This window comes from Staphylococcus sp. HMSC34G04 (assembly GCF_001838765.1).
GTDB classification, from domain to species: Bacteria; Bacillota; Bacilli; order Staphylococcales; family Staphylococcaceae; genus Staphylococcus; species Staphylococcus epidermidis.
Map to the genome: position 1 here is coordinate 19,497 of NZ_KV838748.1, position 13,555 is coordinate 33,051.

Genomic DNA, 13,555 nt, shown 5'->3' on the forward strand with positions numbered 1-13,555 from the left:
TCCGTCTTTATAATCCTTTAAGTTTTTAAAATTTCCATATTGTACAAAAAATTTGAAGTTCTCAATTTCTTTTTTTAATTTTTTATCTTTAATTTGTTTTGTTGGAATAATTTTATTGTGTTCCATTTTTACTGGATATTTTTTGTCTTTAACATCAGGTATTCCTTTATTATTTTCTGTTATTCGTTTTATAATAAAGTTACCTTTAGCTGTTCTCGTATTTCTATTTATACGTAAAACCATCCCTCTTGCTTCCATCTCTTCCCCTTTCGGTTCAACAATCATTTTAGAATTAATAATCCATGTCCCTTTGTCATCTTTGTCAAACTCTTCATCACGATAGCCCTCTTTATCATAAAAGTCTTCTAGATTTTTAGTTGGATACATACTTAACGTTTTATTAAAGTTTTGTTTGATTTCAGCTTCTTTGCTATCTTCTTTATTTATAAAACCACATCCTCCAATAAAAATCGTTAAAATTAAGAAACTTACAAATACTATTATTTTGCTTGAATGTTTCATATTTTCACATCTTTCTATTTATCATAAATTGGTAAACATTATATAAATCAACTTCTTAAACATCTACATATTACCAAACAATGAACATATAATACATTTAAGATGGAATTAAAATTTTATTTTACTTTCATAATTAATAAATAAACAAAATCATTTTCCTTAATTGAAACGAAAGAACGACAAATTCCATACTATTACATTGGAATTTGTCGTTCTTTTATTTATTAGAAGCATATATTTCACAGACTTCTAAATTAATTGTTACAACAATTGTTATTATCCTGCTGTTCTTTTTCATTCTTCTCTTTTTTTTCTTCAATTTCTACTGAACAACAAGATTGTTCCTGAGGTTTTAATTTTTTTAATACGTCTTTGATTCCCATTATCTCACCTCCTTTAAATAACGATGTTCACCATCAAACCTGTAGAAATAGCTACAACTAAAATGGCGATAACGAATGAGATTACAAATTTTTTCTTGAATAGTTTCGATAATAATACAACTTCTGGAATACTTGCACCAGCACCACCAATGATCAAAGCAACAACTGTCCCAAGCGACATTCCTTTTGAAGCTAATGCTTCAGCTATAGGTAACATTGTTTCAGGTCTAATATACATAGGAATACCTATAATAGAAGCAATAAATACGGATATAATGCCACCTCCACTCGCATATTTAGTAATAAATGTTTCGGGTACAAATCCATATATGAACGCTCCAATAAATACACCAATAAATAGGTAAGGAAGCATTGGATATAAAAATGCCCACGCATCATTTAATGCTTGTTTAAAACGAGATTCCGTTTTATTAGCAAAAAATCCATCGCCTTTAACATTTACACCTTTATAAGTTTCGGCTAAATTCATTTTTGAAAATACAAAACCTGTTAAGATACTAAAGATTGCTAGTACAATAAAATAAACTATTGCAACTTTCCAACCTAATAAGGCCCATAACATAAATATCATTAATGGATTCATTAATGGCGATGCAATCAAGAAACTCACTGCAGGACCAAATGGAACTTTAGAATTTAATAGACCTGCAAGTATTGGAATAGTTGAACAAGAACAAAATGGTGTCATAGCACCAAACACCATCCCCAATACATAACTAATTGCTTGATTAGGCTTGCTCAAAAATCTTTTGATTTTTTCTTCCGAAACTACTTGTTGAATTAAACTTACAATAAAGCTCACGATGATGAATAGTGTTAATAATTCAAAAAACAACATCACAAATATTTTTATAAATTCCATAATTGAATCTAACATGAGTATAATGCCTCCAAATTTAATTAATCAATATTTCTTGATGTATTAACCAAAAAAAATTGATTAATACTACATTAAAAAAGATACTTAAAGTATCTTACAACAAGTATCTTCATTTAAAACAACCTGTATTTGTTGCTCATTAATTTTATAATAATTCCATGTGCCATGCTTTTCAGCAATAAGAACATTTGCATCTACTAATTTTTTTAAATGATAAGAAAGTTTAGATTGTTTTATATCTAATAACCCTTCTAAATCACACACACATAATGATTTATTAGAGCTTTGGCTAATTTGATTTAGTATTTTTAATCTGATTTTATCGGCAAGTGCATTAAACATCTTTTCATAAAAATCAAACTGTTGATCTTCACTCATATCAGTCTTTGTTTTAATAACTTCCATAAAAGACCATCCTTTTTATAATATTTCATTGAGTTTATATTATCTTTATTTCAATTCTTGAATTGCTTGTTTATAGTCATTTTTTGTTGATTCGCCATACTGAGTAATATTACCTTTAAAGAATTCCTTCTACATATAATATTGTAGCTTCTTTTAAATTGATTTCTCTTGATAGGATAACAAGATTTAAATAACTAACAAAGTAACCAAAAGTTAAAGTACTTGCATGGTTTACTCGTAATCAATCACACTTTCTTATTGTCAATGTAGTTTTATATCATTTAATACATCAATTTTTCTTGATATATCAAATATAAATCAATATATATATTATCGCAAGAAGAAAACCTATAATTTTACATAAACTTAGATATTGCTCACAAAAATACTAAAATAATTTCTTCATAAATTGTATTATTAAGAATTAAATTTAGTAAAATTTTTAAAACTCAAATAAAAACATAGACACCAATCTATATAGATGTTAGTCTATAATCGTAAATTAATTAATGAGGTGAGTATAATGTTAAATATTGAAATATACGAAGAAGCTATGTGCTGTTCTACTGGGGTATGTGGTCCTGAACCGGATGAAACACTAATAAAAGCGAATCAAATCAATGAATATTTAAAACAAAATCAAATAGAAGTTCAACGTTATAATATGAACAATAATCCGAATGAATTTATTCAAAATAAAGAAGTTATTCGTTTAATTCAAGAAAAAGGTGATGAAGTTTTACCAATCACTTTTATAGAAGGCAATATAGCTAAAACGGGCGCTTATATTACCCAAGAAGAAGCCGATGAAATTATTACAGTTAATCAAATGAGAAATGGAGGATGCTGTGGTGGAGATGGATGCTGTTAAGTACTTAAATAAATTGAATTTAGATAACGTTGAGTTAACAAAATATTTGTTTTTTACTGGTAAAGGTGGCGTAGGCAAAACAACGATATCAAGTTTTACTGCTTTAAACTTAGCAGAGAATGGAAAGAAAGTAGCTTTAGTAAGTACTGATCCAGCTAGTAATTTACAAGATGTATTTCAAATGGAATTATCTAATAAATTAACTAAATATCAACCTATACCTAATCTCTCTATAGCCAATTTTGACCCGATTGCTGCTGCAGACGATTATAAAGCACAATCTATAGAACCTTATGAGGGTATTCTACCAGAAGATGTGCTTGCTGAGATGAAAGAACAGTTAAGTGGTTCATGTACAGTTGAAGTAGCAGCATTTAATGAATTTACAAATTTTTTATCCGATAAAACTTTAGAACAAGAATTTGATTTCATTATATTTGATACAGCTCCAACAGGTCACACCTTGAGAATGCTTGAATTACCTTCTGCATGGACAGATTATTTAAATACAACGAGTAATGACGCTTCTTGCTTAGGTCAATTATCAGGTTTAAATGAAAATAGAGTTAAATATAATTCAGCACTTGAAAAACTACGTAACCAAGATGATACGACCATGATGTTAGTTGCGAGACCTAGTCACTCTTCTATATATGAAATTCAAAGAGCGCAACAAGAATTACAACAACTGTCAATTTCTAAATTCAAAGTAATCATTAACAACTATATAGAAGAAAGTCACGGTTTAATTTCGAGTCAGATGAAATCAGAACAAGATAAAAACATTAATCATTTTACTGAATGGTTAAATAACAATCATGCTTATTACGTTCCATATAAAAAGCAGAAAGAAGAAGGTATAGAAAGTTTAACTAATCTATTAAATGATGATAACTTAATTGAAAATGATGACTTTATTGTTGAAGATCATCCGCAATTCAATAAATTAATAGATGAAATTGAAAATAGTAAAGTTCAATATTTATTTACAATGGGAAAAGGTGGCGTTGGTAAAACGACAGTAGCAACGCAATTAGCTACAGCATTATCTAATAAAGGACATCGTGTTCTTTTAGCAACTACTGACCCTACTAAAGAAATTAATGTTGAAACCACAAGTAATTTAAATACTGCTTATATTGATGAAGAACAAGCATTAGAAAAATATAAAAAAGAAGTACTAGCAACAGTGAATGATGATACACCACAAGACGATATTGATTATATTATGGAAGATTTAAAATCACCTTGTACAGAAGAAATAGCATTTTTCAAAGCCTTTAGTGACATTATGGAGAATCAAGACGACATGGATTACGTAATTGTAGATACAGCTCCTACAGGCCATACCTTGCTGTTACTTGATTCTAGTGAAAATCATCATAGAGAATTAAAGAAAAAATCAACTCAAACTACCAGTAATGTTGAAACATTATTACCCAAAATTCAAAATAAAAATTTAACACAGATGATAATTGTAACATTAGCAGAAAAAACACCTTATTTAGAATCTAAACGTTTAGTAGAAGATTTAAATAGAGCTAATATAGGCCATAATTGGTGGGTTGTTAATCAATCGTTAGTTACGCTAAATCAACGTGATGACCTTTTTAGTAACAAAAAAGAAGATGAATCATTTTGGATAAACAAGATTAAAAATGAAAGTCTTGATAATTACTTTGTCATACCTTATCGAGTATTAGAATATTGATATTATTGATTATAATGAGAACTATATGATAAATAGAGTCTACTTTAAACCAGTTAATAATTTAGGAGTTAAGCAAGTATGTAATTTATCAAATGACAATAAAAATTATTAACGATATAAAAGATTCCAAGTAGAAAGGGAGAAAAAAATTGAATTATAGTGAAATATCGCAATACTTGAAAGTGATGGCTGATAGTAGCCGTCTTGAGATATTAGATTTGTTATCTTGCGGTGAATTATGCGCTTGTGATTTATTACAACATTTTTCTTTTTCTCAACCCACATTAAGTCATCATATGAAAGTATTAAAAGACAATAATTTAATTACATCTAGAAAGGATGGTAATAAAAATTTATATAAATTGAATCATGCTGTATTAGATGACATTACATCACGACTCACTCTATTGAGTTCCAGTACTGTCCCATGTATATGTGAAACTGTAGAGAAAGGTGAATGTTAACAATGACAATATTAGCAATCACAATTTTTATATTAACGTTAATTTTTGTCATATGGCAACCTAAAGGTCTAGATATTGGTATTACTGCATTAATTGGTGCTGTAATTGCTATAATCACTGGCGTTGTAAGCTTTTCAGATGTACTAGAAGTTACTGGAATTGTTTGGAATGCGACCTTAACTTTTGTTGCAGTTATTCTCATTTCACTCATATTAGATGAAATTGGGTTCTTTGAATGGTCTGCTATACATATGGTGAGAGCATCAAAGGGTAATGGCTTGAAAATGTTTGTTTACATTATGTTGTTAGGCGCTATTGTAGCAGCTTTCTTTGCGAACGATGGTGCAGCTTTAATACTGACACCTATTGTTTTAGCAATGGTACGTAGTTTAGGATTTGATAAAAAAGCGGTATTCCCATTTATTATTGCTAGTGGTTTTATTGCAGATACTACGTCTCTTCCATTAATTGTTAGTAATTTAGTTAATATTGTTTCTGCTGATTACTTTGATATTGGATTTGTTGAGTACTTCAGTAAAATGATTATACCTAATATATTCTCTTTAATCGCAAGTATTCTTGTCTTATGGCTTTATTTTAGAAAGTCTATCCCAAGAAAATTTGATGCAGTAAATATTAGAGAGCCAAAAGAAGCGATTAAGGACAAAAAGCTTTTTAATATCTCGTGGATTGTACTCACTGTATTGCTAGTTGGTTATTTAATAAGTGAGTTTATAAATATTCCAGTATCAATTATTGCTGGTATCATTGCTTTAATATTTGTATTATTAGCACGTAAATCTAAGGCTGTTCATACGAAACAAGTAATTAAAGGTGCACCATGGAATATTGTTTTATTCTCTATTGGTATGTATCTTGTGGTATTTGGTCTAAAAAATGTGGGTATTACAACGCTTCTTGGTGATGTACTAACAAATATTTCAAGTTACGGTTTATTTACTAGTATCATGGGCATGGGCTTTATATCCGCATTCCTTTCATCCATTATGAACAACATGCCAACTGTTTTAATAGATGCAATAGCGATTGGTCAATCTCAAACAACAAGCATACTCAAGGAAGGCATGATTTATGCAAATGTTATCGGATCTGATTTAGGACCTAAAATCACACCAATTGGTTCGTTAGCAACACTTCTCTGGTTACATGTGCTTACTCAAAAAGGTGTTAAAATTTCTTGGGGAACATACTTTAAAATCGGTATTATTATAACGATTCCGGTATTATTTATCACACTGTTAGGGTTATATCTCACACTTATTATATTTTAAAAAAGAGGTGTCAATGATGACAAAGAAAATAATTTATTTTATATGTACAGGTAATTCATGCCGTAGCCAAATGGCTGAAGGCTGGGGTAAGAACATCTTAGATGATGAATGGCAAGTATATTCTGGCGGTATTGAGGCACACGGTGTCAATCCAAAGGCAATTGAAGCGATGAAAGAAGTTGGAATTGATATATCAAACCATACTTCTAATTTAATTGACGAAACAATATTACACCAATCCGATTTAGTAGTAACTCTATGTAGTGATGCTGATCAAAACTGTCCTATATTGCCGCCTAATGTAAAGAAGGAACATTGGGGATTTGATGATCCTGCAGGCAAACCTTGGTCAGAATTCCAGCGTGTTAGAGATGAAATCAAAGTAGCCATTGAATCATTTAAGGCTAGATAAATTTTAAGCGTCTCAATATCATTGAGACGCTTTTAATAGATTTTCTATCATATAATATTCTTAAAAAATCAACTTAATGATTGCAATGACGATTAAAATACTTACAATCATTTTTTGAATATAATCAGGTATTTTTTGTCCTATTTTCATACCTAGAGGCGTAAATAGTATACTACCTAAAATTAACGGTATTGCACTATTAACAGGAATATAACCCTGTAATAATTTAATAATAAATGCTCCAATAGAAGAAATGAACGCAATTACAATACTATTTGTAACCACCGTGTTCATTGGTAATTTAAATATAACAAGTAGTACTGGAATAATAATAAATGCTCCACCAGCTCCTACAATACCAGATACCAAACCGATGATACCACCTATTGTAATTAAAAGTAGACGATTAAACTTAATATGACTAGTAGATGGTACGACTTTAATAAACATTAAAATAAGAGCTAATAATGCAATAATAATATAAACCATATTAACGAACTGTACATTTATTAAATTCGCTAATATTGCACCTAGTATACTACCTATAATCATTCCACTTCCCATATTAAGTACAAGCGTTCTAGAAAAATCTTTGTTTTTATATGCTTTAAAAGATCCACTCAATGTACTGAAAAACACCTGACTTGAGGTTAATCCTGAAGCAATATAAGCACTATAAGTGGGTAGACCAACCAAAGGTGGTAATAATAAAAGCATAGGATAAATGATAATTGCTCCCCCTATACCAACCAATCCTGAAATAAATCCTCCAAATATTCCAATGAGTAACATGATTATCATGGAAGTCACCATTATCATTTACTTTTTATTAATAATTCAACTGCTTCATTAATTAATGCCTGAGAATCTTCACTATTTTCTTCAGACATTTTGACGCATTCTACTAAGTTCTCGCTAATGATAATACCCATTAAACGTTGAATAGAACTTTTAGATGCACTTAATTGACTAATGACATCTTTACAATTTTTTTCTTCCTCCATCATTTTAATGACACCATTAAGTTGTCCTTGTATGCGATGAATACGATTAATCATCTTTTTATTATATTCCAATATATTTCACTCCATATTAATTTTTAATAATTACATCATATTGATTAAATTTTAGTTTGTCAAATACCTAATGGGGTATTTGACAAACTGTCTAATCCGTTATAACATACCCCCATAGGTATTTAAAAGGAGGCAATTATGTCACAATATAAAACAAAACACATTAATGATTTCACTAAAAAAGAATTACAAGAATTGGGTTCTAAGGGTCAATTAATTGACGTTCGACAGCCTGAAGAATATGAATTAGGACACATTAAAAATGCTTTATTACATTCAGTTGAAAACATAGAAAATTTTAAACAAGATCGCAATAAAACTTACTATATTTATTGCAAAAGCGGTAATAGAAGTAGAAAAGCAAGTCAATTTCTTACACAACGCGGATACAATGTGGTGAATTTAGATGGAGGCTATACGGCTTACGAACAGCAACATAATAATGAATCATTTAAATTAAAAGAAGATAAAGAAATTCAAATCAAACACAATCGTAAGACGTTTAATTATAGTAATCTACAGTGCCCAGGACCTATTGTTAATATTAGTAAAGAAATGAAAAACATTGCTATTGGTGATCAAATAGAAGTTGTTGTGACAGATCACGGTTTTTTAAACGATATTAAAAGTTGGGTCAAACAAACTGGACACACACTTGTTAGACTCAATGATTCTGGTAATGAAATTCGCGCTATTATTCAAAAAGAAGAAAATAAAAATATAGAAGTGACGCACACAAAAAATGGAACAACGATTGTTTTATTTAACGGCGAACTAGATAAAGCAGTTGCAGCAATGATTATTGCTAATGGTGCTAAAGCCGCAGGTAGAGATGTAACCATTTTTTGCACATTTTGGGGCTTGAATGCACTTAAAAAAACTCAAAGTCAACGCATTAAGAAAAAAGGTATCGCAAAACTTTTTGACTTCATGCTTCCAAATTCACCAATTAAAATGCCTATTTCAAAAATGAATATGTTTGGTGTAGGAAATTTAATGATGCGTTATGTCATGAAAAAGAAAAATGTCGATGATTTACCTTCTCTTATCAATCAAGCAGTTGAACAAGGTGTTAAACTTATTGCTTGTACAATGAGCATGGATGTTATGGGCATTACAAAAGAAGAACTACGCGATGATGTAGAATACGGTGGCGTAGGTGCATATATTGGATATACAGAACAAGCTAATCACAATTTATTTATATAATTAAAAAGGAATGATATTATGTTTTTTAAACAATTTTATGATAAACACTTATCTCAAGCATCTTATTTAATCGGTTGTCAAAAAACTGGAGAAGCCATGATTATTGATCCTATTCGTGACTTATCTTCATATATTCGAGTTGCTGATGAAGAAGGTTTAACCATTACTCATGCAGCTGAAACACATATACATGCAGATTTTGCTTCAGGAATTAGAGATGTTGCTATAAAGTTAAATGCTAGTATTTATGTATCGGGCGAAAGTGATGACATGTTAGGTTATAAAAATATGCCTAACCACACTCATTTTGTTCAACATAATGATGATATTTATGTAGGAAATATAAAATTAAAAGTGCTTCATACACCTGGTCACACGCCAGAAAGTATAAGTTTTTTACTTACTGACGAAGGTGCTGGAGCACAAGTTCCAATGGGACTATTCAGTGGTGATTTTATTTTTGTAGGAGATATCGGTAGACCTGATTTACTAGAAAAAGCTGTTAAAGTAGGAGGATCATCTGAAATAGGCGCTAAACAAATGTTTAAATCTATTGAAAGTATTAAAGACTTGCCAGACTACATTCAAATTTGGCCTGGCCATGGCGCTGGTAGTCCTTGTGGTAAATCTTTAGGTGCTATTCCAACATCTACGCTTGGCTATGAAAAACAAACGAACTGGGCTTTTTCTGAAAATAATGAAGCTACCTTTATCGATAAACTAATTTCTGACCAACCTGCACCACCACATCATTTTGCACAAATGAAAAAAATTAATCAATTCGGTATGAATTTATATCAACCTTATACGGTTTATCCAGCTACAAGTACAAACAGATTAACTTTTGATCTCCGCAGTAATGAGGCTTATCATGGTGGACATATTGAAGGTACAATCAATATTCCATATGATAAAAATTTCATCAATCAAATTGGCTGGTATCTAAACTATGATCAAGAAATTAACTTGATTGGAGACTATCACCTTGTTTCAAAAGCAACACACGCCTTACAACTCATTGGTTACGATGATGTTGCTGGATATCAATTACCTCAATCTAAGATTCAATCACGTTCCATTCATAGTGAAGACATTAAAGGTAACGAACCACATATATTAGATGTACGAAATGATAATGAATGGAATAATGGCCACTTATCTCAAGCGGTTCATGTACCACATGGCAAACTTTTAGAAACAGATTTACCTTTCAATAAAAACGATGTTATTTATGTACACTGTCAGTCTGGCATTAGAAGTTCTATAGCTATTGGTATTTTAGAACACAAAGGTTATCACAACATTATTAATGTAAAAGAAGGTTACAAAGATATCCACCTTTCTTAATAATTATATTTATACTAATGAAGAAGGACTATAAGTAATTAGATATAGCTTATAGTCCCTTTTTATATTATTGGATAAATATCTATTTAAAAATTATTTACGTATCCTCTCTTTATATCATTTAATAAATATTTTACTTAGTGCATACCTTTTTTGTTTATTGATGTGATCAAAAAACATAACTGCCATACTCATAAATCTCATATGTTATGATACGTCCGCCCCTTTGAGAAGCGGCTAAAAAACCGCCTTACTTACGATACGCTTCTACGTATCGGTTAATGATGCGGTTTTTAATTATATAATTTCAATTAATAAGATAATGAACATTTTTTTGATAAAAGCTATTCTTCTAAAATTCTTTTTAATTTACACACTAAAAATATCCTCCTTAACAATAATAAGTTTTTTAAATTATTGATTAAGGAGAATATTTTTTATATCTCTTTATTTCTCAATTTAGAACTAGATTTTTAGCGTGCTTCCAGTTCATTTCCTGTCATCCATTTATGATTTTTAATGATTTTACCATTATCTTTGGATTTGTAATCAACCACGTAAACAGTAGTCTTTTTCACATTATCTATATTGGCTGTAGCACCTTTCATACCAGACATATGACTTGCTTCTAATTTAACAGTATCGCCCTTACTAAATCCATCTTTAGGTGCATCTTTAATCTCTTCGTTTACGACCCATTTATGATTGTTTACTTTTTCATTTCCATTTGTGGGTTTATAACTTACAACATAGGCATATGTTTTATACGCACCTTTTACAGTAGCTTCTGCACCTTTCATACCTGGCATATGTCCTGCTGTAATCGTTACTTTATCTCCCGCTTTAAATTCACCTTCATTCGTCGATTTCATATCTTCAGGAACTTTACTTTCGTCATTATGCTTCATATGGGTCTCACTTTTTTGATCTTTAGTATCTTTATCTTTTTCATCATTATTGGAGCAAGCTGATAATATTAGTAAAGATCCTAATATCATAAAAAATAATTTTTTAATCATAATAAAACTCCGATCTTTTATTTTAATTTTAATGTAAAAGCATTAATTGCAACGATAATCGTACTTAATGACATTAAAATAGCCCCTATTGCAGGTGATAAAATCAAGCCAATAAATGCTAAAACACCGGCTGCTAAAGGTACAGCAACAATATTATAACCTGCACCCCACCATAAGTTTTGCACCATTTTTCTCATAGTATTATTTGAGAGGGTAAAGAAATGGATAATATCTGATGGATTACTTTTAACGAGTATAATATCAGCTGACTCAACTGCTACATCCGTTCCTGCACCAATTGCTATACCAATATCGGCTCTTATAAGACTCGGCGCATCGTTGATACCGTCTCCGACCATCATGACTTTATTACCGTCACTTTGATAATCTTTTATAATGCTTTCCTTATCTTCTGGCATGAGTTGTGCGTGAACATCACTAATACCTAATTCTTTTGCGACAGCGTGTGCCACTTCATTATTGTCACCTGTAAGCATGACTGGTGTAATATTTCTTGATAGTAAATCAGCTACCATTTGTTTTGAGCTTTCTTTAATTTGATCTCCTTGAGCAATCATGCCAATGACTTGTTGATCCTCAATTAAATAACTGATTGAATTACCTTGTTGAGCTAATTTAGTAAACAAGTCATCGTCATAATTAAGTTTATGTTTATCAAGATAAGAGACATTTGTTATTTTATATGTTTTATTATCAATTAGACCTTCTAATCCGACACCTGGAATATTATTAACGTCTTGTGGATTAGTAAATGAAACATTTTTACTTTTCGCAAAATCAACAATACTTATAGCTAATGGGTGATTAGATTGACTTTCTAATGAGGCGAAAAGGCTTAATATTGTATCATTACTCAAATCATTTTTAAAGCTCTCATAATGATTCACAGAAAAGTTACCCTCAGTTAAAGTACCAGTTTTATCCATCATTACATAATCGATATGTTGAGCTATTTCTACAGACTCTCTATTTTTAATAATTAAACCATTATGTGCACCAATTGAAGTAGAACGTGCAGTGACTAAAGGTATTGCCAAGCCTAAAGCATGTGGACAAGCAATGACTAACACAGTTACAAGACGTTCTAATGCAAAATCAACATCATTTTGAATGAGCATCCAGACAATAAAAGAAATCACGCCAACACTTACAGCAAAGTAGAATAAATAACCCGCCACTTTATCAGATAACAATTCAGCACTAGATTTATCATTTTGTGCTTGATTAACAAGTCCCATAACTTGAGAAAGATATCCATCTTCTCCAACAGCTGTAACCTTGACTTGTATTGTTCCAGACCCATTAATAGAACCCCCGATGACGTTGTCATTTTGATTTTTTTGTACTTTTTTAGATTCTCCAGTGACTAGGGATTCATCTATAGATGTTTGTCCTTGAACGATAATACCATCTGTTGGAATGCTTTCTCCGGCTTTTACTTCGACGATATCATCAGTCATGATGTCTGATATTTTAACTTCTTCGCGTTGGCCATTATCCATAACTTTAATAGCACTATTAGGTAATAGTTCTGCCATTTTCTTTAAAGCATCTCCAGCATTTCCAACAGCATTCATTTCTATCCAATGTCCTAATAGCATAATTAAAATTAAGGTTGCTAATTCCCAAAAAAAGTCCATTGTATGACCAGTTGCACTACTAAAGTTATTCATATAAAAAGCATACAAGCTATAAATATAAGCTACTGAAATACCTAGAGCAACTAAGGTCATCATGCCTGGTTTTTTTGTAGCAATTTCATCTTTACCACCAGACAAGAACGGTTTACCACCATAAAAGAATAAAATTGTACTTAATATTAACACTACCCATTCAGAACCTGGAAATGTGAATTGAAAAGGTAAGTTAACACCCATCAGTGGCGATAAGAGAATGATAGGTATTGCAAAAATTAATGAAAC

15 protein-coding genes are annotated in these 13,555 nt (G+C 30.6%); 7 read left to right on the forward strand and 8 right to left on the reverse strand.

The genetic code is table 11. The features are described from left to right. From HMPREF3241_RS09075 to HMPREF3241_RS09090, 4 genes are all read right to left on the reverse strand, one after another. On the reverse strand, nt 1-522 hold a 522-nt coding region (locus tag HMPREF3241_RS09075), incomplete at its 3' end, for a tandem-type lipoprotein (RefSeq protein WP_070853613.1). Between the two features lie 254 nt (nt 523-776). Next, entirely contained in the window at nt 777-905 is a 129-nt protein-coding gene (locus HMPREF3241_RS13210) for a hypothetical protein (protein WP_002437634.1), read from the reverse strand. Between the two features lie 13 nt (nt 906-918). Then, nucleotides 919-1,803, reverse strand: a complete 885-nt coding sequence (locus tag HMPREF3241_RS09085; protein WP_002497168.1) for a permease — start codon at nt 1,801-1,803, stop codon at nt 919-921. 87 nt (nt 1,804-1,890) lie between these two features. Then, the gene (locus HMPREF3241_RS09090) at nt 1,891-2,211 is read right to left on the reverse strand and encodes an ArsR/SmtB family transcription factor (RefSeq protein ID WP_002447566.1); all 321 of its coding nucleotides are present in this window, start codon (nt 2,209-2,211) and stop codon (nt 1,891-1,893) included. A 523-nt stretch (nt 2,212-2,734) separates the two neighbouring features. Between HMPREF3241_RS09090 and arsD the strand changes: the two genes are divergently transcribed. From arsD to arsC, 5 genes are all read left to right on the forward strand, one after another. After that, complete coding sequence (gene arsD, locus HMPREF3241_RS09095; RefSeq protein WP_002496049.1) at nt 2,735-3,082, forward strand: arsenite efflux transporter metallochaperone ArsD; 348 nt, start codon at nt 2,735-2,737, stop codon at nt 3,080-3,082. Further along, nucleotides 3,069-4,793: an arsenical pump-driving ATPase gene (gene arsA, locus HMPREF3241_RS09100; RefSeq protein ID WP_176746666.1), complete on the forward strand. Its 1,725-nt coding sequence runs from the start codon at nt 3,069-3,071 to the stop codon at nt 4,791-4,793. Before arsD ends, arsA begins: the two co-directional genes overlap by 14 nt. Nucleotides 4,794-4,942: 149 nt before the next feature. Beyond that, complete coding sequence (locus HMPREF3241_RS09105) at nt 4,943-5,257, forward strand: ArsR/SmtB family transcription factor (protein WP_002437624.1); 315 nt, start codon at nt 4,943-4,945, stop codon at nt 5,255-5,257. Between the two features lie 2 nt (nt 5,258-5,259). Continuing rightward, nucleotides 5,260-6,549, forward strand: coding sequence for an arsenite efflux transporter membrane subunit ArsB (gene arsB, locus HMPREF3241_RS09110; protein ID WP_032605495.1), 1,290 nt, complete (start codon nt 5,260-5,262; stop codon nt 6,547-6,549). A 16-nt stretch (nt 6,550-6,565) separates the two neighbouring features. Next, nucleotides 6,566-6,961, forward strand: a complete 396-nt coding sequence (gene arsC, locus HMPREF3241_RS09115) for an arsenate reductase (thioredoxin) (RefSeq protein WP_032605494.1) — start codon at nt 6,566-6,568, stop codon at nt 6,959-6,961. 60 nt (nt 6,962-7,021) lie between these two features. Here the strand turns inward: arsC and HMPREF3241_RS09120 are convergent, their stop codons facing one another. Continuing rightward, nucleotides 7,022-7,762: a sulfite exporter TauE/SafE family protein gene (locus HMPREF3241_RS09120; RefSeq protein ID WP_002474919.1), complete on the reverse strand. Its 741-nt coding sequence runs from the start codon at nt 7,760-7,762 to the stop codon at nt 7,022-7,024. 14 nt (nt 7,763-7,776) lie between these two features. Then, nucleotides 7,777-8,037, reverse strand: a complete 261-nt coding sequence (gene cstR / locus HMPREF3241_RS09125) for a persulfide-sensing transcriptional repressor CstR (protein ID WP_000456194.1) — start codon at nt 8,035-8,037, stop codon at nt 7,777-7,779. Between the two features lie 138 nt (nt 8,038-8,175). Here cstR and HMPREF3241_RS09130 point away from each other — a divergent pair, with 138 nt between their 5' ends. After that, nucleotides 8,176-9,246: a DsrE/DsrF/DrsH-like family protein gene (locus HMPREF3241_RS09130; RefSeq protein WP_002456801.1), complete on the forward strand. Its 1,071-nt coding sequence runs from the start codon at nt 8,176-8,178 to the stop codon at nt 9,244-9,246. 18 nt (nt 9,247-9,264) lie between these two features. Then, nucleotides 9,265-10,593, forward strand: a complete 1,329-nt coding sequence (gene cstB, locus HMPREF3241_RS09135) for a persulfide dioxygenase-sulfurtransferase CstB (protein ID WP_002456802.1) — start codon at nt 9,265-9,267, stop codon at nt 10,591-10,593. A gap of 473 nt (nt 10,594-11,066) precedes the next feature. Here cstB and HMPREF3241_RS09140 read toward each other — a convergent pair whose 3' ends face one another. Both HMPREF3241_RS09140 and HMPREF3241_RS09145 read right to left on the reverse strand, forming a co-directional pair. Beyond that, nucleotides 11,067-11,612: a YdhK family protein gene (locus tag HMPREF3241_RS09140; RefSeq protein ID WP_002456803.1), complete on the reverse strand. Its 546-nt coding sequence runs from the start codon at nt 11,610-11,612 to the stop codon at nt 11,067-11,069. 17 nt (nt 11,613-11,629) lie between these two features. Further along, nucleotides 11,630-13,555: heavy metal translocating P-type ATPase (locus HMPREF3241_RS09145; RefSeq protein ID WP_256323891.1), on the reverse strand; the 1,926-nt coding region annotated here is incomplete at its 5' end.

Coding starts and splice junctions, on each gene's coding strand:
- HMPREF3241_RS13210 (WP_002437634.1), bottom strand. CDS start 905: ATGGGAATCAAAGACGTATTAAAAAAATTAAAACCTCAGGAACAATCT.
- HMPREF3241_RS09085 (WP_002497168.1), bottom strand. CDS start 1,803: ATGTTAGATTCAATTATGGAATTTATAAAAATATTTGTGATGTTGTTT.
- HMPREF3241_RS09090 (WP_002447566.1), bottom strand. CDS start 2,211: ATGGAAGTTATTAAAACAAAGACTGATATGAGTGAAGATCAACAGTTT.
- arsD (WP_002496049.1), top strand. CDS start 2,735: ATGTTAAATATTGAAATATACGAAGAAGCTATGTGCTGTTCTACTGGG.
- arsA (WP_176746666.1), top strand. CDS start 3,069: ATGGATGCTGTTAAGTACTTAAATAAATTGAATTTAGATAACGTTGAG.
- arsB (WP_032605495.1), top strand. CDS start 5,260: ATGACAATATTAGCAATCACAATTTTTATATTAACGTTAATTTTTGTC.
- arsC (WP_032605494.1), top strand. CDS start 6,566: ATGACAAAGAAAATAATTTATTTTATATGTACAGGTAATTCATGCCGT.
- HMPREF3241_RS09120 (WP_002474919.1), bottom strand. CDS start 7,762: ATGATAATCATGTTACTCATTGGAATATTTGGAGGATTTATTTCAGGA.
- HMPREF3241_RS09130 (WP_002456801.1), top strand. CDS start 8,176: ATGTCACAATATAAAACAAAACACATTAATGATTTCACTAAAAAAGAA.
- cstB (WP_002456802.1), top strand. CDS start 9,265: ATGTTTTTTAAACAATTTTATGATAAACACTTATCTCAAGCATCTTAT.
- HMPREF3241_RS09140 (WP_002456803.1), bottom strand. CDS start 11,612: ATGATTAAAAAATTATTTTTTATGATATTAGGATCTTTACTAATATTA.